22 protein-coding genes are annotated in these 20,959 nt (G+C 68.4%); 4 read left to right on the top strand and 18 right to left on the bottom strand.

What is annotated here, in order from left to right; translation table 11 throughout:
* Positions 1 to 121: 121 nt before the first annotated feature.
* On the top strand, positions 122 to 2,311 hold the full coding sequence (pbpC, locus tag AC07TU_RS01565) for a penicillin-binding protein 1C (RefSeq protein WP_495186160.1): 2,190 nt from the start codon (positions 122 to 124) through the stop codon (positions 2,309 to 2,311).
* Between the two features lie 229 nt (positions 2,312 to 2,540).
* Here the strand turns inward: pbpC and AC07TU_RS01560 are convergent, their stop codons facing one another.
* Together AC07TU_RS01560 and AC07TU_RS01555 are read right to left on the bottom strand one after the other, a co-directional pair.
* Entirely contained in the window at positions 2,541 to 3,062 is a 522-nt protein-coding gene (locus AC07TU_RS01560; RefSeq protein WP_495186159.1) for an RcnB family protein, read from the bottom strand.
* 119 nt (positions 3,063 to 3,181) lie between these two features.
* A complete protein-coding gene (locus AC07TU_RS01555; RefSeq protein WP_495186158.1) occupies positions 3,182 to 3,652 on the bottom strand; it encodes an outer membrane protein assembly factor BamE in 471 nt (156 codons plus the stop codon).
* A gap of 129 nt (positions 3,653 to 3,781) precedes the next feature.
* Between AC07TU_RS01555 and AC07TU_RS01550 the strand changes: the two genes are divergently transcribed.
* Positions 3,782 to 4,300: a ubiquinol-cytochrome C chaperone family protein gene (locus AC07TU_RS01550; protein ID WP_495186157.1), complete on the top strand. Its 519-nt coding sequence runs from the start codon at positions 3,782 to 3,784 to the stop codon at positions 4,298 to 4,300.
* A complete protein-coding gene (locus AC07TU_RS01545; RefSeq protein ID WP_495186156.1) occupies positions 4,297 to 4,824 on the top strand; it encodes a YceD family protein in 528 nt (175 codons plus the stop codon). Before AC07TU_RS01550 ends, AC07TU_RS01545 begins: the two co-directional genes overlap by 4 nt.
* Positions 4,825 to 4,831: 7 nt before the next feature.
* Here the strand turns inward: AC07TU_RS01545 and AC07TU_RS01540 are convergent, their stop codons facing one another.
* From AC07TU_RS01540 to AC07TU_RS01485, 12 genes are all read right to left on the bottom strand, one after another.
* Entirely contained in the window at positions 4,832 to 5,707 is an 876-nt protein-coding gene (locus AC07TU_RS01540; protein WP_495186155.1) for a hypothetical protein, read from the bottom strand.
* Positions 5,708 to 5,912: 205 nt separating this feature from the next.
* Entirely contained in the window at positions 5,913 to 6,950 is a 1,038-nt protein-coding gene (locus tag AC07TU_RS01535) for an SO2930 family diheme c-type cytochrome (RefSeq protein ID WP_495186154.1), read from the bottom strand.
* Positions 6,947 to 8,137, bottom strand: a complete 1,191-nt coding sequence (locus AC07TU_RS01530; protein ID WP_495186153.1) for a parallel beta-helix domain-containing protein — start codon at positions 8,135 to 8,137, stop codon at positions 6,947 to 6,949. Before AC07TU_RS01530 ends, AC07TU_RS01535 begins: the two co-directional genes overlap by 4 nt.
* 94 nt (positions 8,138 to 8,231) lie before the next feature.
* A complete protein-coding gene (locus AC07TU_RS01525; protein ID WP_495186152.1) occupies positions 8,232 to 8,633 on the bottom strand; it encodes a hypothetical protein in 402 nt (133 codons plus the stop codon).
* A 25-nt stretch (positions 8,634 to 8,658) separates the two neighbouring features.
* Entirely contained in the window at positions 8,659 to 9,192 is a 534-nt protein-coding gene (locus tag AC07TU_RS01520; protein WP_495186151.1) for a demethoxyubiquinone hydroxylase family protein, read from the bottom strand.
* The gene (locus AC07TU_RS01515; RefSeq protein WP_495186150.1) at positions 9,189 to 9,656 is read right to left on the bottom strand and encodes a disulfide bond formation protein B; all 468 of its coding nucleotides are present in this window, start codon (positions 9,654 to 9,656) and stop codon (positions 9,189 to 9,191) included. Before AC07TU_RS01515 ends, AC07TU_RS01520 begins: the two co-directional genes overlap by 4 nt.
* Positions 9,657 to 9,669: 13 nt before the next feature.
* Positions 9,670 to 11,016, bottom strand: coding sequence for a S41 family peptidase (locus tag AC07TU_RS01510; RefSeq protein WP_495186149.1), 1,347 nt, complete (start codon positions 11,014 to 11,016; stop codon positions 9,670 to 9,672).
* Positions 11,017 to 11,260: 244 nt separating this feature from the next.
* Positions 11,261 to 12,451 carry a murein hydrolase activator EnvC family protein gene (locus tag AC07TU_RS01505; RefSeq protein WP_495186148.1) on the bottom strand — a complete coding sequence of 397 codons (1,191 nt, stop codon included), beginning with the start codon at positions 12,449 to 12,451 and terminating at the stop codon, positions 11,261 to 11,263.
* A gap of 1 nt (position 12,452) precedes the next feature.
* The gene (locus AC07TU_RS01500; RefSeq protein WP_495186147.1) at positions 12,453 to 12,875 is read right to left on the bottom strand and encodes a 23S rRNA (pseudouridine(1915)-N(3))-methyltransferase RlmH; all 423 of its coding nucleotides are present in this window, start codon (positions 12,873 to 12,875) and stop codon (positions 12,453 to 12,455) included.
* Between the two features lie 113 nt (positions 12,876 to 12,988).
* The gene (rsfS, locus tag AC07TU_RS01495) at positions 12,989 to 13,387 is read right to left on the bottom strand and encodes a ribosome silencing factor (RefSeq protein ID WP_066572243.1); all 399 of its coding nucleotides are present in this window, start codon (positions 13,385 to 13,387) and stop codon (positions 12,989 to 12,991) included.
* Positions 13,384 to 14,019, bottom strand: coding sequence for a nicotinate-nucleotide adenylyltransferase (locus tag AC07TU_RS01490; RefSeq protein ID WP_495186146.1), 636 nt, complete (start codon positions 14,017 to 14,019; stop codon positions 13,384 to 13,386). Before AC07TU_RS01490 ends, rsfS begins: the two co-directional genes overlap by 4 nt.
* A complete protein-coding gene (locus tag AC07TU_RS01485) occupies positions 14,016 to 15,284 on the bottom strand; it encodes a glutamate-5-semialdehyde dehydrogenase (protein WP_495186145.1) in 1,269 nt (422 codons plus the stop codon). The genes AC07TU_RS01490 and AC07TU_RS01485 overlap by 4 nt, the downstream gene beginning before the upstream one ends.
* A gap of 73 nt (positions 15,285 to 15,357) precedes the next feature.
* On the opposite strand from AC07TU_RS01485, the gene AC07TU_RS01480 reads away from it, so the two are divergent.
* Positions 15,358 to 16,413: a DUF3667 domain-containing protein gene (locus tag AC07TU_RS01480; RefSeq protein WP_495186144.1), complete on the top strand. Its 1,056-nt coding sequence runs from the start codon at positions 15,358 to 15,360 to the stop codon at positions 16,411 to 16,413.
* Between the two features lie 3 nt (positions 16,414 to 16,416).
* Here the strand turns inward: AC07TU_RS01480 and AC07TU_RS01475 are convergent, their stop codons facing one another.
* From AC07TU_RS01475 to AC07TU_RS01460, 4 genes are all read right to left on the bottom strand, one after another.
* Entirely contained in the window at positions 16,417 to 16,794 is a 378-nt protein-coding gene (locus AC07TU_RS01475) for a hypothetical protein (protein ID WP_495186143.1), read from the bottom strand.
* Between the two features lie 173 nt (positions 16,795 to 16,967).
* Positions 16,968 to 18,926: an ATP-dependent zinc metalloprotease FtsH gene (gene ftsH, locus AC07TU_RS01470; RefSeq protein ID WP_495186142.1), complete on the bottom strand. Its 1,959-nt coding sequence runs from the start codon at positions 18,924 to 18,926 to the stop codon at positions 16,968 to 16,970.
* A 70-nt stretch (positions 18,927 to 18,996) separates the two neighbouring features.
* Positions 18,997 to 20,037, bottom strand: a complete 1,041-nt coding sequence (gene tilS / locus AC07TU_RS01465) for a tRNA lysidine(34) synthetase TilS (protein ID WP_495186141.1) — start codon at positions 20,035 to 20,037, stop codon at positions 18,997 to 18,999.
* Entirely contained in the window at positions 20,000 to 20,935 is a 936-nt protein-coding gene (locus AC07TU_RS01460; RefSeq protein ID WP_495186140.1) for a tetratricopeptide repeat protein, read from the bottom strand. Before AC07TU_RS01460 ends, tilS begins: the two co-directional genes overlap by 38 nt.
* Positions 20,936 to 20,959: the final 24 nt, after the last annotated feature.

Below are 20,959 nucleotides of genomic sequence, written 5' to 3'. Positions count from 1 at the left end.
TGCGTGGCATCGTCCAAACCATGACCGTCACCCCGGCCTTGTGCCGGGGTCCACGGCTCCCGCCGGGGTGCCCCCACGCCTCTTGTCCTGCGCCGGCCTCTGGGTGGACCCGGGGTGACGGATGAGCAGGGCGTCTGATCTCTGGCAGCGTGCCCGCGGCCTCTGGGCATGCCTCGAAGCCCCCACCCACCGCGTCTGGTGGACTGGCCCCCGCATCGCCCTCGCCGCGATCCTCAGCTTGGCCGCGATCTACGGCGTCGCCGACTATGTGACGCGACCGCCGTTGCTGCCGAGCCACGGCACCGCGGTTGCGGCGTGGAAGCCGTCCGAGGCGTGGCTGTACGATCGCGAGGGGCGGTTGCTCGATTCGGCGCGGGTCGATTTCCAGGCGCGCCGCCTCGCCTGGGTTCCGCTCGACAAGGTGGCGCCGGCGGCGGTCGAGGCGCTGGTCGCAGCGGAGGACAGGCGCTTCCGCGACCATGACGGGATCGACTGGTGGTCGGTCGCGGGGTCGGTGCGCGACCGGATCGAAGGCAAGCGGGCCCGGGGCGCATCGACGCTGTCGATGCAGGTCGCGGCCTATCTGTCGCCCGGCCTTGCTGCGCCGGGATCGCGTGGGCTGCGCGACAAGCTTCGCCAGATGCGCGCGGGAGCGGCGCTCGAACGGCTGTGGAGCAAGGACCAGATTCTTGAGGCCTATCTGAACCTTGCCGGGTTTCGTGGCGAGGCGCAGGGGATCGGCGCCGCCGCGCTCGGCCTGTTCGGCAAGGCACCCGATGCGTTGACGCGTGACGACGGGCTGCTGCTCGCGGCGCTGCTGCCGAACCCTGCGGCGGGCACGGCGGAGGTTGCGCGGCGTGCCTGTGCGCTATCGCGCGAGAGCGACTGCTCGCGCTTTGCGGGCGCCGCCGCGTCGATGCTCGGCCCCGCGCGAAGCCTCGCGCTCGATCCGGGGCTCGCGCCGCATCTGTCGAACCGGCTGCTCACCCAACCAGGGCTTCGCGTCGAGACGACGATCGACGCGCGTATCCAGCGGCTGGCGATGCGCGCGTTGCGCCGCCAGCTGCAGGGGCTGGGCGGCACGCGCGCGCGCGATGGGGCGGTGATCGTCGCGGACAATGCGACGGGGGAGATCCTCGCCTGGGTCGGCGGGATCGGCGGCGCGTCGACCGCGCCTTCGGTCGACGGCGCGAACAGCTATCGTCAGGCCGGATCGACGCTCAAGCCCTTTCTCTACGCCCTGGGACTTGAGAAGGGGTATCTGACCCCCGCCTCGATCCTCGACGATTCGCCGGTTCAGCTCGACACCGCATCGGGGCTGTATGTGCCGCAGAATTACGACCGGGCGTTCAAGGGGCCGGTGAGCGCGCGCGCCGCGCTGGCGGGGTCACTGAACGTGCCCGCGGTGCGCACCCTGTTGCTCACCGGGGTCGAGCCGTTCCGCGATCGTCTGTGGGACACCGGCTATCGCGGGCTCACCGAGAGCGGCGAATATTATGGCTACAGCCTCGCGCTCGGCTCGGCCGAGGTGACTCTGGTCGAGCAGGCGGCGGCATTCCGCAGCCTTGCGCGCGGCGGGCGCTGGTCGCCGTTGCATGTCCGCAAAGATGCCAAGGCCGAGCCGGATCGCCCGACGACCACCCCGCAGGCGGCATGGCTGGTCGCCGACATGCTTGCCGACCCCAATGCGCGCGCCGGCACCTTCGGCATGGATTCGGCGTTGCGTCTGCCCTTCTGGGCGGCGGTGAAGACGGGGACGTCGAAGGCGATGCGCGACAATTGGTGCGTGGGCTTCACCGATCGCTACACGGTGGCGGTGTGGGTCGGCAATCTCGAGGGCGACCCGATGCGCGCGGTTTCGGGCACCAGCGGTGCGGCGCCGGTGTGGCGCGACGTAATGATGGCGCTCCATGCGCAGACGCCGGGCCGCGCGCCCGCCCGGCCCGGCGGGATCGAGGCGCGGGCGATCAGCTTCACCGGCAATATCGAGCAGCCGCGCCGTGAGTATTTCCTGGCGGGCACCGGCATGGACCGGATCGCCGTCGCGCCGCCCGTGTCGCGGCGCCCGCGCATCGTCAGCCCGGTCTCGGGCAGCGTCTATGCGCTCGATCCGGATATCCCGGTCGAACGGCAGCGGATGGCGATCACCGTTTCGGGCGAAACGACCGGTCACCGGCTCCAGCTCGACGGGCGCGACCTGGGCGCTGCGGATGCCCGGCCGATGATTTTGGCAGGGCCGGGGCAGCACCGGCTGCGGTTGGTCGATCCCGGCGGGCGCGTGGTCGATCAGTTGCTGTTCACGGTGCGCTGAACGGGCAAGCTCTGCATCCGGAGCCTTTGCCGCCGTGTCGACCTGTTGCCACTGGGACACGGATCGCGGGAAAGGGCCCGACTTTGAACGCTTCTGCGAAGGTGAATCGAACCAAAACGATTCCCGCGCGTTGCGGCAAATGGTCCTACCCTTTCGGGACCGAAACATGAGTAGGCCGCGCCGGCAGCGTATCCCGCCGGCGCGGCCATTTTTCTTGGTGGTGTTCCGCTTACCAGAAGAAGTTGCGGATCACCCGGACGACATAGCCGCGGCGGGTATCGACCAGCAGCACGTCGTCATAGTGGCGCACCCAGCGCTGCGCGCCATGGGCGGGGGGCAGGCGATAGCGCCACGGATCGTTGATGTAATAGCGGCTGCCATAATATTGCGGTCCGATCCGGGCGCCGTCACGGAAGCCATAGTAGCGGAACGGTGCGCGCCACTGGCCACGGTTGTAGACGCCGCGGTTGCGGTCGCGCCAGCCGCGCCAGTCGTCATTGCCCCAGCGGCGGTTGCGGTCCTGTACCGAGTCGCGCAGGTCGCGACGGGCATCGCGGACATCCTCGCGCTCGCGGCGCACGTCGCGGCGATCGCCATAGCGTTCGGCACGGCGCAGCTCGCGCTGTTCCTCACGCAACTGCTCGCGGTCACGACGGACTTCGCGCTGGCTCTGGGCGTTGGCGGCCATTGGCGCCATGGCAGGCATGGCGACGGCGGCGATCAGCGCCGAGATTATGAGCTTCTTCTTCATCACAGCTCCTCCTTGGTTCGGGCCGGAAGCGATCCGGCTTGATCGAGGAGCTAGCGGAGCCCGGCTGAACGCCCCGGGAATGAGGCAGTCAGCGAAATGAAAGGCTTACGCCCGGCTCCTTACGGGCCGTTACCCGGCCCCGGTCCGGTGCCCGGCGCGCCGACGGTGCCGATATTGCCGAACAGATCCTCGAAGAAGCCGCGCTCGCGGCCCAGCGTCGGGGTCTTCTTGTTCGACGGGTTGATCGACGCGACCTGCTCGACGCCGGTGCGCGTCACTTCGGTGACATTGCCCTGCGCGTCGAAGCTGATGCGCAGCGTGGTCTGCTCACGCGGCTTGGGGTTGTTGAAGGCATAGTTGCGGGTGTTGCGCCCCACATAATACCATTCGCCCTGGTTGAACTGGCTGGTCAGCGTCGGCTTGCCCAAGGTCGCCAGCACCGATTCGCGATTGTCGACGCCCGGCTGGACCGAGTTCACCAGATCGGCATCGACGACATAGCCCTGATAGCCGCGGAGCGGCGCACAGGCGCCTGTTCCCAGAAGAGCGGCACCGCAAGCGGCGGTAAGAAGGGCACGGGCGGAAATCATCAAACTCACTCTCCCAGGGCGGGCAGGCCCATGACGAACGGGCGCTATGCATTGCATCGCGGGCCGTTCGCCTCAATATGCGCCCGCGCCCGCGCAAACAAGTCGCGCGGGCGGGTGGAGCATATGAACATGGGATTGTGGCAACGGCTGGCCGGACGCAAGGCGGAAAATCCCGCGGCGGCGCTCTATCAGGCCGTCGTGGCGCGCGGACGCGAGCCGCATTGGTATCAGGCGGGCGCGGTGCCCGATACGGTCAACGGCCGCTTCGACACGATCGCAAGCGTGCTCGCGGTGGTGCTGCTGCGGCTGGAGGCCGAGCCGGCGGCGGCGGAGACGATCGCGCGGCTGATCGAGTGTTTCGTCGACGACATGGACGGCCAGTTGCGCCAATTCGGCGTCGGCGATGTCGTGGTCGGCAAGCGGATGGGCAAGATGATGGGGCTGCTCGGCGGGCGGCTGGGTGCCTATCGCGACGCGCTGGTGACGGGGACCGAGCCAATCGAGGACGCGCTGCTGCGCAACCTCTATCGCGCCGAGGATCCGGGCGAAGCCGCGCTGGCGCACAGCGCGGGCGAATTGCGCACGCTTCATGCGGCGCTGGCGCAGGTCGAGCTCGACGCGCTGATGGCCGGGCGCCTCGACCCGTGAGTCCGGCTGTCACCCCCGAATTCTCCCGGCCTCAGCGGCTCGACACGATCGGGGCGGGCGAAAGCCGGGTGCGCGTCGAGGCCGATGCCACCGAACGCAGCGCGCTGGCGCGCCGCTTCGGGCTGATCGCAATCGACAAGCTCGCTGCCGATTTCGCGATCCGGACCGACGCGGCGGGGATCATCGCGCGCGGACATCTGTCGGGTGCAGTGGTCCAGCCGTGCAGCGTCACCGGCGATCCGGTTCCGGCGAAGATCGAGGAGGATTTCGCGATCCGCTTCGTTCCTGAAGGGGATGAGCGCACGGACGAGATCGAACTCAGCGAAGACGATTGCGATACGGTCTTCTACACCGGCGGCGCGATCGATCTGGGCGAGGCGGCGGCGGAAACCTTGGCGCTGGCGCTCGATCCGTTTCCGCGCAGCCCGGGCGCCGCGGCAGCGCTGCGCGAGGCCGGGGTGCTGAGCGAGGAAGAGGCCGGGCCGTTCGCCGCGCTGGCGAAGCTCAAGCAGCCCAAACCCTGACGGATCCCTACCGGATCGGCGTGAAGGGCGGCCGCGCGGCAAGGTAGGCGCGCGCGGGTGCGTCGAACGGAAAGCCCTGAGCGGCGAGGCCGCCCAGGAGGCGGCGGATATTCTGAAGGCTGGCGTCGCTCACCGCCTGCGCGGCCGGATGCGCGAGCCAGGCGCTGCTGACGCGAAATCCGCCGCGGGTACGGACGATCTGACCGGTCACGGTCATCGCCGACAGATGCCGGCGAGCGGTGACCGGCGTTACCCCGATCATCCGTGCCACCATTCGTGACGAAACCGGTCTGTCGGCGCGGCTAAGCGGGTCGCCGACCCGGTTGCCGCGGCAATTCGCGGCGACCACGGTGGAGAAGAGGATCAGATCGAGCCAGCCGGCGTGCCTGTCGCGGTTGGTCTGGAGCACCGCAAGCATGATGTCGACCGCCGTGCGCACGCCGTTCGCCATCTCGTACGGCGCCCCGAGTCGCGGCGGTGGCAAAGTCTCACCGGCGGTGGCCAGATCCTCCACGAAGCGCACGAAGCAATCGTGCGCCCAACGCAGCAGGTGTGCGATTCGCGGACGCCGGAGCCCCTCGGCGGTGACGTGGATACGATTGCCGCGCCGGACGCACAGCCCGTCGTCGATCAGCGCGTTCACATGCCGGCGGATCGTTTCATAGGGACGTCCCAGCGATGCGGCGAGCGCGTGCGCGGAGGTGGGGACCATCACCGCCGCCTCCGAATCCGACAGGCCCGTCACCCGCGCCGCCAGCGTGTAGATGATGAACCTGTCGATCCGGCCGCCGAACACACGAACGCCATGCGCGAGCAGGCTGGTCTGCAACTCGGCGAGATGGCGAGTGGCGGCGCGGACCTGAGCGATCGGCATTTCCGCCATGCCATCCCCCACGGGGGACACGGCGGAGCCATCTGTCAGCCGCATCGGCCCGATCTGTCGACGGCAGGGTTTGGCGGTGCCGGTATAGGCACAGTGTGCGCCACGAAGGCAGGGTCAGAAAACGCCAGGCACATAATCCGCTGAAACGCAGCCTGTGCGCGATCGGTTGCCGAGTCAAAGCATCAGCCACCCGAGTTGGTGACGTTCAACGGTTTTGGGTTTGAGGCGCGGGCATCGAGTCGATCCATTGCGAGAGCAAGGCAATTCCCTCGTCATGCGCGGTTGCGCGGCCGAGTTCGGGCATCGCGATGCCCGGATCGGTGCTGCGCAGGCGATAGATCAGGATCGATGCCTCCGCGTCGCCGGGCGCAATAGCGAACTCGCGCCCGCCACTGCCACGCCCCGCGGCGACCGGGCGCTTGCCGATCCCGATCGTCACCGCCTCCTTGCGGTCGAGCTCGAGGAACAGGCCGGAGTTGGACGCTGCGCCCGCCGGATTATGACAATGCGCGCAGTTGATCTCGAGATAGGCGCGGGCGCGGGCCTCGAGCGGGGCCTTGGGATCGTCCCAGCGGGCGACGCGCGGGGCGTCGACAGGAGCGCGGTCGAGCAAGCCGGCGGCGACGAGCTTCTGGAGCTGGCCGCCATGGTTGAGGTAGCGCGCCTTGGGACCGATCGGCGTGATCTGGCCGGAGAGCGCGTGACAATCCTTGCACTGGTTCTGGTTGGGCACGGCGTAGCTGATCTCGCGCGGCTTGCCCGACGGATCGGTAAAGGCCACGGTCAGCCGCGTACCGGCACGCTTCAGCACCGCATCATTACCCTCGGCATTCCAGACATAGGGGATCGCGACCCAACCCGAGGCGCGGCGCAGCAGCAGGCGGGTTTCAAGCGGCTTGAACGCCGCGCCCTTGCCATAGCCGAAGGTCTTGATGAGGGCGCTGCCGACCGGGAAGTCGAACGCCTTGCCAGGATCATAGGCGGCCTTCGCGCCGGCGGGGACGTAGATGAAGCGCTGTTTGACCGTATAGTCGGAGAAGAGCGCGGTCTCGAGGTCGTAGCCCGCCACGCGTGGCGCGGGCGTGCGCCGGGTCAGGTCGGCGAAGAAACCATAGTCGGAAAGCTTCGCCGGATAGCCGTCCGCGGTGATCGCCGCGTCGTTGACGTGCGGCGAGGGGCGCGCCGCGGCGGCGGCGAAGCCGAGCACCGCAAGCCCGAGCAGCGCCGCGCCGAGGCGTTTCACTTCGCGGCGGCCTCCATCTCCGGCGGCAGCACCACCGCAGCGGGTTGCGGCACGTCGGCGCCATTCAGTTCGACCTTGGACGGTTTGGCGCTGTCGGTCGATGCGCCAAGCGCCAGGCCGAGGCCAAGAACCGGTACCGGGTCCGAGACACGCAGCCCGAGTTCGGAGACCTTGCCGGTGCCGTCCCACCAGACCGGCGGAGCATGGCCGCCAAATGCCGCGGTCAGGAACCCGCCGCCGGGCACGTCGGGCGCAAAGCCCGCGCGGCCATGGCGGTTGCCCGAGACGATGATCCGGCGCGGATAGGGGTTGTACTTCGCGTCCTCGAACTTCGGACGGTAGGAGATGATCATGACGTTGGCGGTCGCGTTCTCGGACAGGTCGTTGTCGAAGACATGGACGCCGTCATTGGCCATCACCAGCACGCCGGTGCCCTTGGGCACGGTCGCGACGATATTGCCCTTGGGCGCGAAGTTCGGGGTATCGTTGGCGAACACCTTGTTGCCGAACACACGCACCCCGCCGCCGTTCATGCGGGGAAGATTAGGCAGATCGAATACCAGGATGCCGCCGGTGTTGCCGGTGGCGATATTGCCATGGACGTCGGCCATGTTGCTGTTCTCGATCTCGATCCCGGCGACATTCTGCGAGACGGTCGAGTTGCGCACGACGATCCGTTCGGACTGGCCGACATAGATGCCGGCGTCCGATGCGCCCTTCACCGTCACGCCGTCGACCAGAATGGTGTGGCTGGAGACGGGATAGACGCCGTACGCGCCGTTGGTCGCCTTGGGTCCGCCGGTCCATTCGACGCGGATATCCTTGTAGACGATGCGGTTCGCCCCCTTGGACTTGATCCCGTCGCCCTTGCTGTCCTCGACCGCGAAGCCGCGCAACACGACATCGTCCGACGTGACGAGCAGGCCTTCGCCCGCGCCGAGCTGACCCTTGAAGCTCAGCACGGTCTTGTCCGGCCCGGCGCCGCGCACCGTCACCTTGTCGACGTCGAGACTGAGGCCGTCGGTCAGGTCGAACCGGCCCGGGCCGATCTGGACGATGTCCCCCGGCTTGGCGTCGAGCAGCGCCTCCTGAAGCCGTTCCTGCGCATTGGGGCCGGCGGGGACGTCGATCGTCTTGGCATAGGCAGATGACGCGAAGACGAGCAGCACGGCGGCGGTGCGGATCATGAGCCTCTCCCGGTTTTTCGGGCAGCTTACGCACTCCGCAGCGCGCGTCCAGTCATTTACATTGCTGTCAGTACAGCGCGTCCTGCGGCTGCGATCAGTCGGGCAGAACCTTCTCGGCCCGCCTGCGCGCATCGGCTTCGGCCTTGCCCGCCTGAATATCGCGGGTCGAGCAACCGATGCCGCCGCCCGGCCCCACCGCCGAGCAGCTGCCGATGCCGGTGTCGCCGACGCTCATCGCGCCCTGCTGGCGCACCGCCCAGCTTTCATTCTGCGGGGTGACCTCCTGGTCGCGCAGCTCCTTGGGGATGCGGAAACGCTCCTCGGCGGGACGGCGGACACAGATCACCACTTCATCGCCATCGGCATTGGTCGGGCATTTGTCGTCGCCATAGATGACGAGCACGCCATTCTGCGCCGCGTTCTGCGCTAGCGTGGGAAGCGGCGCCGCAAGCGGCGCGGCGGCGAGGGTCAGGCCCAGCAGGATCGTTTTCGTCATCGTCAACTCCGTAACCCCCAACGCCCTATATCCGTTTCGAGACCGCAATGGCAGCCTTGCACGCCAGCCGGATCGCACCCGCGAGCAGCGGATAGGCCGGTGCAGTCTCCGCACCCGCGGCCAGCGCCGAATCGCGATGCTCCAGCTCTTCGGCGCGGAACTCGGCCACCGCATCCGACAGCACCGGATCGCTCGATCCCAGCGCCGCGAGCTGTTCCTGATAGTGGAGGTCGATCTCGGTCTCCACCGCCGCGGTACAGGCCATCGCCGCCGCCGGGCCGAGCGCCGCGGTCGCCGCGCCCAGCGCGAAGCCCGCGACGTTCCACACCGGCTGCAGCGCCGTCGGCCGCACGCCACGCTCGGCAATCAACGCATCAAAGAAGGCGCGGTGCCGTTCTTCCTGGTTCGCCATGCCCGAAATCGCGCGCGCCATGTCGTGGCGGTCGCCCATCACGGCGAGCTGCCCGGCATAGATGCGCGTCGCGCCATATTCGCCCGCCTGATCGACCCGGATCATCGAGCGCGTGTCCGCACGGCGATCGCCCGGCTTCCACCTCATCGGCGTTGCCGCTTCAGCAGCAGCACGGCGATCACCAGTGCCCCGCCCAGCGAGAGGATCGCGTTCCATCCGGCCAGCGAAATGCCGAGGAAATGCCAGGGCGCGACGTCACAGCGCACCAGGGGGGCATTCATGATCGCATCGAGCGCATTGCCGCCACTGCCGAAGGTGGTGGCGCACTGGGTGAGCCCCTCCCACCATTTATACTCGACCCCGGCATGGAAGGCGCCGATCGCACCGCTGATCGCGATGCCGATCGTGGCGAGCCACACCAGCAGGCCGCGCACCGGCTTCGCCGCGAAGGACAGGGCGGCCAGCGCGATCGCCGCATAATGCGGGTAGCGCTGCCACATGCACATCTCGCACGGGAACAGCCCGCCGACATATTGGCTGTAGAGCGCGCCGCCGATCAGGCCGAGCGGGATGAGCAGGGCGAGCGCCTGCGCGGTGCGACGGGGTGCCATGTGTCTGCCTATCTCAGCGCTTGCTGCCGGCCTTGGGCGCTCCGCCGCCTTCGGCCATGCGCGTGGGCGCGGCAGTACGAGCGATGGTCTGCAGCGCATAATGAAGCTGGAAGTCCTCGACCCCCTTCTTCTTGAGCTCGTCGATCGTCGCGGCGAAGCGCGGATCGGTCTTGGTGTCCTCTTCGAGAACCGAATTGTCGACCTTGGTCTCGTTGATCAGGTGGCGGCGAAGGTCCGCCTCGCGGAACACCGGCCGCGACTTGTAATCGGCATCGGTGAGCTGCGGCACCTGCAGATCGGGCTCGATTCCGCCTTCCTGCACCGAACGGCCCGAGGGCGTGTAATAGCGTGCGGTGGTGAGCCGCAGCGCGGTGCGCGGGCCGAGCTGGAGCAGGGTCTGCACCGATCCCTTGCCGAAGGTCTTCTCGCCCAGCACCAGCGCACGGTGATGATCCTGCAGCGCGCCGGCGACGATCTCCGACGCCGAAGCGGTGCCGGCATCGACCAGCACGACCAGCGGGAGCCCGCGGGCGAGGTCGTCGGCCTTGGCGTACCAGCGTTCGATATCCGCCTTGTCGCGGCCGCGCTGCGAGACGATCTCGCCGTGCGACAGGAAGGCGTCGGTCACTTCGATCGCCTGGTTGAGCAGGCCGCCGCCATTGGCGCGCAGGTCGATGACATAGCCCTTGGGCTTGCCGCCCAGCTGCTTCTCGATCGCCGCGATGCCGGCGCGCATGTCCGCCGCGGTGGTGGCGCTGAACGTGTTGATGTTGAGGATGCCGATGCCGTCCTTGACCTCCCACTTGACCGCCTTCTGGACGATGGTCTCGCGAGTCAGGGTGACGTCGAACGGCTTGTCGCGGCCGGGGCGGACGATGCGGACGGTGATCTTGGTGCCCGGCTCGCCGCGCATCTGGCTGATCGCCTCGTCCAGCGTGCCGCCATAGATCAGCTTGCCGTCGAGATGGGTGATGAAGTCGCCCGACTTGATGCCTGCGCGCCAGGCGGGCGTATCCTCGGTTGGCGTGACCACCTTGACCGCGCCGTCCTCCATCGTGACCGACAGGCCGAGGCCGCCATAATTGCCGTCGGTGGCGAGGCGCATGTTGTCGAACGCCAGCGCATCGACATAGGAGCTGTGCGGATCGAGGCTGGCGAGCATGCCGTCGATCGCGCCCTTGATCAGCGTCTTGTCGTCGACCTGCTCGACATAATCGGCCTTCACGCGGGCATAGACGTCCATGAAGGCATCGAGCTCGCGATAGCTGGAGGTATCGACGCTGGCCATGGCGCCGGTGGTGACGGGGATCAGCGCGAGCGCGCCGACCGCGGCGGTGACCTGAAGGATGGGACGGATCATACGCAAACTTCCTGAGCGATGCTTGGAGACAGGATAGACCGGAAAGCCGTGGCCGCAAAGCGGCAAGGGTGGGGCGTCTTGTTGGCTTGCGGCGCCGGCCCGCTCCCCCGCCCGGCCACCCATAGGATGCTGGCGCTGGGTGATCGGGCGGGGATCATCGGGTCGGCCATGCCCCCGGCATGGCCTGAACAGCGTGAGACGCTGTTCACCCGACTGATGGCCGGCGCCGTCTGACTAAGGTGCATCAATCGAGCAATTGGGCGAGATCGACCGCGTCGCCCTTGCGGCGCAGTTCGACCGTGATGCGCGGCGCTGCGCCCTTGGGCGCGCTGCCGAGCGGGGTGCCCTGCACCGGGGCGTCGCCGACGCGGACCAGCACCCGGTCAAGCCCGGCGATCAGCGAGGTCCAGCCGCCGCCATGGTCGAGGATCACGATATTGCCATAGCCGCGAAAGCGCCCGGCATAGACCACGCGGCCAGCCGCGGGCGCGACGACCTGCGCACCGGCCCAGGTCGAAAGCGTCAGGCCGCGTGCGCGCACGCCGGCCTCGGAAACTTCGCCCAGCCCGGTGACAAGGCTGCCTGCGACCGGCAGCCGGTAAGGCGGCGGCCCCTGCGGCACGGCGCGCGCCGGGGGCGGATCCGCCTCCGCATTCCCTGCGCCCGGGCGAGGCAACGGGCCGGGAAGGGCTTCCAGCGCCTCGCGCGTTTCCGCCGCCGCACCCAGCGTATCCATCAGTTCGACAAGGTCGCGTGCCTGCTCGCCCAGCGCGAGCGCACGATCCGATTCGACCATCGCCTCGCGCCGGTAGCCGGTAGCGCGCAGCCGGTGGCTGGCCTGCATCTGCACCAGCGCCAGCCGTTCGGTCTCCAGCCGCTCGCGGCCGTCGCGCAAGCTGCGTGCGGCGATCTGTGCGCCCTCGCGCAGGCGGCGGGTGCGCGCGATCTCGGTCCGTATCCCGGCGCTGCGTTCGCGCACGATCGGGGCGACGCCGCCCAGCACCGCACGGACATGGACGATGTCCGCGGTCGACCCGGGCTGGAGCAACCCCAGCATGGCGGGGCGGCGTGCAAGCGACTGGAGCGCGGCAATCAGGCGCGCGATCGGCCCTTGCTGCGCCTCCAGCCGCTTGTGCTGTCCGGTCAGCAACCGGTCGACGATCGCGGTGCGTGCCTGGGCAGCCGCGATCTGCGCTTCCGCTGCCGCGATGCTGGCGGCGACGGCGGCCTCGCGCACCTTGGCGCGGCGCGCTTCGTCGCGTTCATTGGCTGCCGCCTGCTGGAGCTGACGGGCGCGCGCCTCGGCGTCCTTCGCAGCCTTGTTTGCGGCCTTGAGCTGCCCCTGTTGCGCCGCGAGATCGGTCTGCGCGGGAAGCGCGCTTACCCCTGCAGCTGCAAGCGCGACGATGGCTGCGGCGATCAGCGCCCGGCGCATCCTAGCCCTCGCGATGATAGGGGTGGTTGGCGAGGATGCTGGTTGCGCGCCACAATTGCTCGGCGAGCATCGCGCGCGCCATCAGATGCGGCCAGGTCGCGCGGCCAAACGCGATCAGCAGATCGGCCTCGGCGCGTTCCGCATCGCCGAACCCGTCCGCCGCACCGATCAGGAAACGCGTCTCGCGCACCCCGTCGTCGCGCCACGCCTGCAGCCGTTCGGCGAGCACCCGCGAGGGCAGGTTCTCGCCCTTCTCGTCGAGCATCACCCGGCGCGTACCCGGCGCCAGCTCGGGCAGTTTGCCGCCGGTGTCGGGCATTTCGGTTATCCTGTGGGGCCAGGTCACGCGCTTCATGTAGCGCTCGACCAGCTCGGCCTCAGGCCCACGCCCAATGCGCCCGCGCGCCACGATATGCAGCAGCATGGGGTTATGTTCGGGTTACGGCACCAGCCCGCTCCCCCGCCCGGCCACCCAAAGGATACTGGCGTTGGATGGCCGGGCGGGGGAGCGGGCTGGTGCAACGCACTAAGCGAAACTCAGGCGTTGCCGACGGGAGGCGTATCGCCGAACGCCCACATGCGCTCAAGATTGTAGAAGGTCCGCACTTCGGGCCGGAAGAGATGGACGATCACATCGCCTGCGTCGATCAGCACCCAGTCGGCCGTCGGCAGCCCCTCGATCCGCGGGCTGCGGCCGAATTCGGCCTTGATCTTCTCCGCCAGCTTGTTGGCCATCGACGCGACCTGTCGCGTCGACTTGCCGCTGGCGACGACCATATAGTCGGCGATGCTGCTCTTGCCCGCGAGCGGGATCGAGACGGTTTCCACGGCCTGATCGTCGTCGAGCGAGGTCAGGACGAGCTTGTGCAGAGCCTCGGCCTCGTTCGGGGAACCCTGAGGCTCGGGACTAGGCGAAACATGGGGCGATGCGTTCAAGTCTGCTCCTGGCGTCCGGAGACGCGCGTGCGGTGATGTGGGGACGGCGCATAGCGCCGGTGCCAGGCAGGGTCGGCGGCGCGAAGCCGTGTCGCCGAAGTCGGGTCGGGGCGGAAGCGCAACAGCACCAGTGCCGGCAAACTCCACTTCGTCCAGTTCTTCGCCTGGCCTGCGGGCCGCACGAAGCGCCGCAGCCAGCCCATCGCAGGACTTGCATGGGCGTCGCGATCATAACCCGGCCGCGCGATCACCGCAATCGCAACCTTTTGCGCGATGCGCCGCCAGCCCTTCCACTGATCGAACTGCGCCAGATTGTCGGCGCCCATCAGCCAGATGAACTGGTGCTTGGGGTAGAGCAGCGGCAACTTGCTCAGCGTATCGACGGTGTAGCGCGTCTTGAGCCGCTGCTCGACGGCGGTGGGGCGGATCGGCGCGTGCTTCGCCATTGCCCGGGCAGACGCCATGCGCGCGGCGAAGGGTGCCATGCCCTTGGCTTCCTTGAGCGGATTGCCGGGCGAGACCATCCACCACACCTCGTCCAGCTCCAGCGCGCGGAGCGCGTGGAGCGAGATCGCGCGGTGCCCGCGATGCGCCGGATTGAACGACCCGCCGAGAATCCCGATGCGTTTCAAGGGCGGATCTGGCCGGTCCCGCGCACCACCCATTTATAGGTCGTCAGCCCTTCCAGCGCGACCGGGCCGCGGGCGTGGAGGCGGCCGGTGGCGATGCCGATCTCGGCACCCAGGCCGAACTCGCCGCCATCGGCGAACTGGGTCGAGGCGTTCCACATCACGATCGCGCTGTCGACGCCATTGAGGAAGCGTTCGGCCGTGGCGGCGTCTTCGGTGACGATCGCATCGGTATGATGCGATCCGTGCGCGGCGATATGCGCCATCGCGCCCGTGACGCCCTCGACCCGCTTCACCGACAGGATCGAATCGAGATACTCGGTGTCCCAGTCCTCGGCATTGGCAGCCACCACGCGCGGTTCGAGCGCGCGGATATCGGCGTCGCCGCGCAGTTCGCAGCCGGTGTCGGCGAGCGTCGACAGGATCGGGGCGGGATCGGCAAAGCCATGGTCGATCAGCAGCGTTTCGGTCGCGCCGCAGATGCCGGTGCGGCGCATCTTGGCGTTGACCGCAAGGTCGCGGGCCATCGCCGGGTCGGCGGCGGCGTCGATATAGGTGTGGTTGATGCCGTCGAGGTGCGCGAGCACGGGCACGCGCGCCTCTTCCTGCACGCGTGCGACCAGGCTCTTGCCGCCGCGCGGCACGACCAGATCGATCGCGCCGTCGGCCTTGAGCATCGCGCCGACGGCGGCACGATCGGTGGTGGGGACGAGCTGGACGGCGTCCTCGGGCAGTCCGGCATCGGCAAGGCCGCGCGCGAAGGCGGCGTGGATCGCGCGGTTGCTGTGCACCGCCTCCGACCCGCCGCGCAGAATCGCGGCATTGCCGCTCATCACGCAGAGCGCCGCGGCGTCGGCGGTGACGTTGGGCCGGCTTTCATAGATGATGCCGATCACCCCGATCGGCACGCGCACACGGCTGAGCTGGAGGCCGTTGGGCCGTTCGCTGGTGCTGATGATTTCGCCGACCGGATCGGCGAGTGCGGCGACCGCTTCCACGCCCGCCGCCGCGCCTTCGAGCCGGGCGGGGTCGAGCCGCAGCCGGTCGAGCAATGCGCCCGAGAGGCCGTTCGCCTCACCTGCTGCGACATCGCGTGCATTCGCGGCCAGGATCGCATCGGCATCGGCCCGGATCGCCGCGGCGGCGGCGCGCAACCCCTGTGCCTTGGCCGGCGCCGGCAGCCCCGCAAGCGTCACGGCGGCGGTGCGGGCACGGGCGCCCAGCTCGGCGATGAGGGCGGTTGGCGAGGTTTCGGCGATCGTGTCCATGCGCTGCGGCTAACATGACACAATGCAAAAGTCCCTATCGCCTCTGCTTTTGCTCTTTGTTAGGTGGGCTTTCATGGGGGAATTCGACGCAGCCGGCGAAGTCGTGAGCGGGGCACTATTGGGCCGCGCGGTCGAGAGTCATCGTGGCGAAAGCCATGGCGGCCATGATGGCATATGCCTCAATTGCGGCACCACGCTGACCGGCCCCTATTGCCATCGCTGCGGACAGGCGGGGCATGTCCACCGTACGATCGGCGCGATCTGGCACGAGATCCTGCACGGCGTCGTCCATTTCGAGGGCAAGCTGTGGAACACCTTGCCGATGCTTGCCCTTCGACCCGGCGAGTTGACGCGGCGCTACATCCATGGCGAGCGCGCACGCTTCGTCTCGCCGATGGCGATGTTCCTCTTCTCGGTCTTCACGATGTTCGCGGTGCTCCAGATCATGGGCATTTCGGCGCCGACGCAGGTCGGCACCGCCGCACAGTTCGAATCGGGGCTGGCCTTTGCCCGGGAGAACACCGAAAGCGATCTTGCCGATGCGCGCGAGGCGCGGGCGCGGGCCGAGCCGGGCAGCGAGCGCGCACAGCGGCTCGACCGCAAGATCGCCGGATTGTCGAAGGATCTGAGCGAGATCAAGCGTATCCCCCTCGATCTGGCCAAGACCAGCGGTACGGGGCTGGGGTTCAAGACCGGCTGGAAGCGGATCGACAAGGGGATCGACAAGGCCAACCAGAATCCCGGGCTCGCGCTCTACAAGCTGCAGACCAACAGCTACAAGTTCAGCTGGGCGCTGATCCCGCTATCGATCCCGTTCGTATGGATGCTGTTCTTCTGGAGGCGCCGCTACAAGGGCTACGACCACGCGGTGTTCGTGACCTACTCGCTGTCGTTCATGTCGCTGCTGTCGATCGTGCTGACCATCGCGGGCGGGCTGGGGCTTGCCGGGAACATCATCGCGACGATCGCGATGATCGTCCCGCCGCTGCACATCTTCTTCCAGATGAAGGGGGCCTATCGCCTGCGCGGGTGGAGTGCGCTGCTGCGCACCGCGATCCTGCTCGTCTGTATCGCGGTGATCCTTCCGCTCTTCCTGCTCCTGCTGCTCGGCCTCGGTCTGTCGGGGTGACCCTTAGCCGGGGCAGGGCCAGCGGCGTTTCATGATCAGATAGAAGGCGGTCTTCATGCTCATCGAGCGCTGGTGCGCGGGAATCCTCTCGAGCTCGGCAAGGAAGTCGGCCGGCTTGATCTTCGCCGCCTCGCTGCCCTCGGGCGGCGGACAGCTATGCGGTGCGCGGCCAGCGGCGTGATCGGCGCGCAGGTCGGCGCGATAGCTGGTCGCGACCGACTTGATCTCGGCCCTGACCGGCCCGAGGTCGGACGAGAAGAGGGCGAGCGGCCCTTTGGCCTTGAGCGCGCGCGCCTTGACCAGAAATTCCTCGACGGTCATCGCCTGCGCAGTCGCCGGGATCAATACAGCCGCACCGGCAATCAGCCACCAACGCTTCATTCACGCCCCCGCTTCACCCTCTGGGAACCGATCCAGCGCCCCCAGCGCGGGTCGGTTGCCGCGATTTGAGGGGGGAAAGAGACCGCCGTCAAGACGCAGCGCGCGGCCCGCCAAAACGAAACGGCCCGCGCTCATCGCGCGGGCCGAAGCGTTTCCAGCGGGATCCCCAGGGTTCAGGCGCCTTGCGGTGCCGGGTTCCCGAACGGGCCCTTGGGGCGCCGTGTCTTGGGGATCGAGGTGCCCGCGGCTGCGACCGGACCGCGCGGCGCGGCCGGATCGGGCCGGCCGATATCGCCGTCGGCGAGCAGCTTCTTGATCTCCTCGCCCGACAGCGTCTCGTACTCGAGCAGCGCGCCGGCCAGCGTATGGAGCTGGTCGAGATGCTCGGTCAGCACGTCGCGCGCGCGGGTCAGGCCGCCCTCGACCGTCGCCTTGATCTCGCGATCGATCAGCTGCTGGGTCTCGTTCGACATGTGCCGCGGCTGCGAGGCCGAATAGCCAAGGAAGGATTCGCCCTCGGGCTGCGAATATTCGACCGGGCCGAGCGCGTCGGACATGCCCCATTTGGTGATCATGTCGCGGGCGAGGCCGGTGGCGTACTGGATGTCGCCCGAGGCGCCCGAAGAGACCTTGTCATAGCCGAAGATGATTTCTTCGGCGACGCGGCCGCCCATCGAGACGGCGAGGTTCGCGTACATCTTGTCGCGGTGATAGCTGTACGAATCTCGTTCGGGCAGGCGCATGACCATGCCGAGTGCCCGGCCGCGCGGGATGATCGTCGCCTTGTGGATCGGATCCGACGCCGGCTCGTGGAGCGAGACGATGGCATGGCCGGCCTCGTGATAGGCGGTCATCCGCTTCTCGTCGTCGGTCATTACCATCGAACGCCGCTCGGCGCCCATCATGACCTTGTCCTTGGCTTCTTCGAACTCCTGCATCGCGACCAGGCGCTTGCCCTTGCGCGCGGCCATCAGCGCCGCCTCGTTGACGAGGTTGGCGAGATCGGCGCCCGAGAAGCCCGGCGTGCCGCGCGCGATGGTGCGCGCGTCCACGTCGGGTGCCAGCGGCACCTTCTTCATATGGACCTGCAGGATCTTGACGCGGCCCTCGATGTCGGGGCGCGGCACCACGACCTGGCGGTCGAAACGGCCCGGGCGCAGCAGCGCCGGATCGAGCACGTCGGGGCGGTTGGTCGCGGCGATGATGATGATGCCTTCGTTCGCCTCGAACCCGTCCATCTCGACCAGCAGCTGGTTCAGCGTCTGCTCGCGCTCGTCATTGCCGTTGCCGAGGCCCGCGCCGCGATGGCGGCCGACCGCGTCGATTTCGTCGATGAAGACGATGCACGGCGCCGACTTCTTGGCCTGTTCGAACATATCGCGGACGCGCGATGCGCCCACGCCGACGAACATCTCGACAAAGTCCGAGCCGGAGATGGTGAAGAAGGGCACGCCCGCCTCGCCTGCAATGGCACGTGCGAGCAGCGTCTTGCCGGTGCCGGGCGAGCCGACCAGCAGCGCACCCTTGGGGATCTTGCCGCCGAGGCGGGCGAACTTGGTCGGGTCGCGCAGGAATTCGACGATCTCCTGCAGCTCCTCACGCGCCTCGTCGATGCCGGCGACGTCGTCGAAGGTAACCTTGCCTTCCTTCTGGGTCAGCAGCCGCGCACGCGACTTGCCGAAGCCCATCGCGCCCGAGCCCGAGCCCTTCTGCATCTGGCGCAGCACGAAGAAGGCGATGCCGAGGAAGAGCAGGAAGGGCAGCGAGTTGTACAGCATGTACATCCAGATCGACGGGCCTTCCTCAGGCCGCGCGCTGATCGTCACGCCCTTTTCGCGCAGCTTGGGGATCAGCTGCGGATCGGGCACCGTGTTGGTGCGGAACTTGGTGTCGTTGGTGAGCGTGCCGGTGATCACCGTCTGGCTGACGTTGACGTCCTTGACCGATCCTTCCTGGACCTTGTCGAGGAAGGCCGAATAGGGAATCGTCGATCCGGCGGTCTGGTTCGGCTGGTTCATCAGCGAGACGAACAGCGCGAGCGCCGCGAGGATGCCTACCCAGATCAGCAGGCTCTTCATCCAGGGATTGCCGCCGTTGTTGTCGGGACCCTGCTGCTTGTCGTTGTCGTTCATTCCGATTCCGGTGCCATGATTCCCCGATAAGATAGGGTCTGGCAGGTTAATGGCAATGGAACAGCTTCGATCAGAGTGATCGGCGCGGCGGGGCGGGGGTGAAATGCCAGTGGCCGTCGTGCCCGGGCGAAACCAGCACGCCCGCCTGGGTCGCGGCCTTTCCGGCCGTCAGCGCGTCGAGCAGCGCCTCGATATTGGCCGCATCCGAAAAGGCGGGGGCGGAGATTCCGTTGGCGCTGCGCAGCTCCGCGATCGCGGCCCGCGCCAGACGGCGCTGCATCTCGCGGGGCAGGCCGGCGGCGCGCAGCAGCCCCTTGCCCGGCGACCAGCGCTCGGCGCGGAGCGTTTCGGCGAGCGCGTCGAGCGCGGCCTCAGCCTCGCCGAGATAGGCCGCGGAGCGGGCGAGCGCGGCGGGATCGAGCAGCGCCTGACCGGTCAGCAAATCGCGGAACCGCGTCCGGTCGTGGCGGGGATCGGTATTGGAGGGGTCTTCCACCCACGGCACACGCGCGGCCGCAACCATCGCGCGCAGGTCGCTGCGCCGCCACGCCAGCAGCGGGCGCAGCACCGGATGATCCCCCTCGAACCGCCATGGCCGGATGCCGCTCAGCCCCGCCACGCCGGATGCACGATTGAGCCGCATCAGCAGCGTTTCTGCCTGGTCGTCGGCATGATGGGCGGTCAGCAATGCGCTGGCGCCGGTCGCGTCCATCCATGCCGCCAGCGCGGCATAGCGTGCCTCGCGCGCGCCCTTCTGCACGCTGCTCCCGGTGATCGGAGCAAGCGGCGCCAGAGTCCTATGCGGCACGCCCAGCCGCGCGCAGACCGTCGCCACCAGCGCCGCTTCATCCGCGGCTTCCGGGCGCAGGCCATGATCGACCGTCGCAGCGGCGACGCGCCCGGGAAGGGCAGCCGCAGCGAGCAGCAGCATCGCCATGCTGTCGGCGCCACCCGACACCGCAAGGCCGATGGTCGCGCCGGCAGGCAGGCTTTCGCCGGCCGCTTCCGCGAACAGGCGGTCGAGGCCGGCGGCGAACCGCGCGACCGCTTCCGGATCGGGCAGGTTCAGCGCGTCACTTGCACTTGCTGGCGGCGCGGCCGGTGGCGACATCTTTCTTCATCGCGTCGGAGATGCGGTCGCCATAGACCTGATTCAGCTCGTCATAGACCTTGCAGACCTCGCTCGCCGGCTTCTTCATCTTCACCAGCGACTGGGCGAGATAATAGAGCGAATCCGGCGCACGTTCGCCGTTCGGCATCTTCTGATAGCTCTCGAAGAATGCCGTGGCGGCGAGCGCCGGCTTGCCCTGGTCGAGCAGCACGCGGCCCAGCAGGTTCTGCGAATAGCTGGCGCGGCGGTGCTTGGGATATTTCTGGACGACCGTGCGCAGTTCCGGGATCGCCTTGTCATATTGCTTGGCCTGCCACAGGCGATAGCCATAGACATAGCCGTCCTCGGCGGGATCCTCGCTCTTGGGCCGGTCGACCGCCACTGCAGGCGTCGTCGGTGCGGGGGTGGCGGGGCCGCCCACCGCAGGGCGCGTCGGCGCGGGACGCGTGCCGGTCACCGGCGCATCGTCCTCGGCGGGCGCAGCGCCTGCCTCCAGGGCCTTCAACCGCGCGTCGGTCGAGCGTCGATAGGCGTTGAATGCCTCCTCGAGCTGGCGCAGGCGGTACTGGCTCTGCTCGACCTCTCCGGTGATCTGCGACAGCTGCGATTCCACCGCGCTGACCCGCGCGTTGAGATCGGCGACAGCGCTGGTCGCGGGGAGGCCCGGCGCGCCGGCCGGGCGTTCGGGTGCGGTGATCTGCGGCTCGACCGTCTGCCCCGCGCCGCCCGGGAACACCTTGCGCTGCACCGCGCGCATCTCGCGCTCGAGCCGGTCGACCCGGCCCTCGATCCCGCCGCCGGCGGCAGCCCGGCTGGTCTGTGCCATTGCCGGCACCGCAACGCTCGCCAGCGCGGCCACCGCCGTGCCGAGCAACGCCATCTTTCCAATCAAACGCATCGAAATCCCCGCAGGCGCTAACAT

The organism is Sphingomonas sp. GW821-FHT03E12 (assembly GCF_059420685.1).
This window is presented reverse-complemented; position numbering and strand designations above follow the sequence as displayed.

Excerpts from the sequence above, each read along its gene's own strand:
- pbpC (WP_495186160.1), top strand. The coding sequence starts at position 122 with ATGAGCAGGGCGTCTGATCTCTGGCAGCGTGCCCGCGGCCTCTGGGCA.
- AC07TU_RS01560 (WP_495186159.1), bottom strand. The coding sequence starts at position 3,062 with ATGAAGAAGAAGCTCATAATCTCGGCGCTGATCGCCGCCGTCGCCATG.
- AC07TU_RS01555 (WP_495186158.1), bottom strand. The coding sequence starts at position 3,652 with ATGATTTCCGCCCGTGCCCTTCTTACCGCCGCTTGCGGTGCCGCTCTT.
- AC07TU_RS01550 (WP_495186157.1), top strand. The coding sequence starts at position 3,782 with ATGGGATTGTGGCAACGGCTGGCCGGACGCAAGGCGGAAAATCCCGCG.
- AC07TU_RS01540 (WP_495186155.1), bottom strand. The coding sequence starts at position 5,707 with ATGGCGGAAATGCCGATCGCTCAGGTCCGCGCCGCCACTCGCCATCTC.
- AC07TU_RS01530 (WP_495186153.1), bottom strand. The coding sequence starts at position 8,137 with ATGATCCGCACCGCCGCCGTGCTGCTCGTCTTCGCGTCATCTGCCTAT.
- AC07TU_RS01525 (WP_495186152.1), bottom strand. The coding sequence starts at position 8,633 with ATGACGAAAACGATCCTGCTGGGCCTGACCCTCGCCGCCGCGCCGCTT.
- AC07TU_RS01520 (WP_495186151.1), bottom strand. The coding sequence starts at position 9,192 with ATGAGGTGGAAGCCGGGCGATCGCCGTGCGGACACGCGCTCGATGATC.
- AC07TU_RS01515 (WP_495186150.1), bottom strand. The coding sequence starts at position 9,656 with ATGGCACCCCGTCGCACCGCGCAGGCGCTCGCCCTGCTCATCCCGCTC.
- AC07TU_RS01510 (WP_495186149.1), bottom strand. The coding sequence starts at position 11,016 with ATGATCCGTCCCATCCTTCAGGTCACCGCCGCGGTCGGCGCGCTCGCG.
- AC07TU_RS01505 (WP_495186148.1), bottom strand. The coding sequence starts at position 12,451 with ATGCGCCGGGCGCTGATCGCCGCAGCCATCGTCGCGCTTGCAGCTGCA.
- AC07TU_RS01500 (WP_495186147.1), bottom strand. The coding sequence starts at position 12,875 with ATGCTGCTGCATATCGTGGCGCGCGGGCGCATTGGGCGTGGGCCTGAG.
- AC07TU_RS01485 (WP_495186145.1), bottom strand. The coding sequence starts at position 15,284 with ATGGACACGATCGCCGAAACCTCGCCAACCGCCCTCATCGCCGAGCTG.
- AC07TU_RS01480 (WP_495186144.1), top strand. The coding sequence starts at position 15,358 with ATGGGGGAATTCGACGCAGCCGGCGAAGTCGTGAGCGGGGCACTATTG.
- AC07TU_RS01475 (WP_495186143.1), bottom strand. The coding sequence starts at position 16,794 with ATGAAGCGTTGGTGGCTGATTGCCGGTGCGGCTGTATTGATCCCGGCG.
- ftsH (WP_495186142.1), bottom strand. The coding sequence starts at position 18,926 with ATGAACGACAACGACAAGCAGCAGGGTCCCGACAACAACGGCGGCAAT.
- tilS (WP_495186141.1), bottom strand. The coding sequence starts at position 20,037 with ATGTCGCCACCGGCCGCGCCGCCAGCAAGTGCAAGTGACGCGCTGAAC.
- AC07TU_RS01460 (WP_495186140.1), bottom strand. The coding sequence starts at position 20,935 with ATGCGTTTGATTGGAAAGATGGCGTTGCTCGGCACGGCGGTGGCCGCG.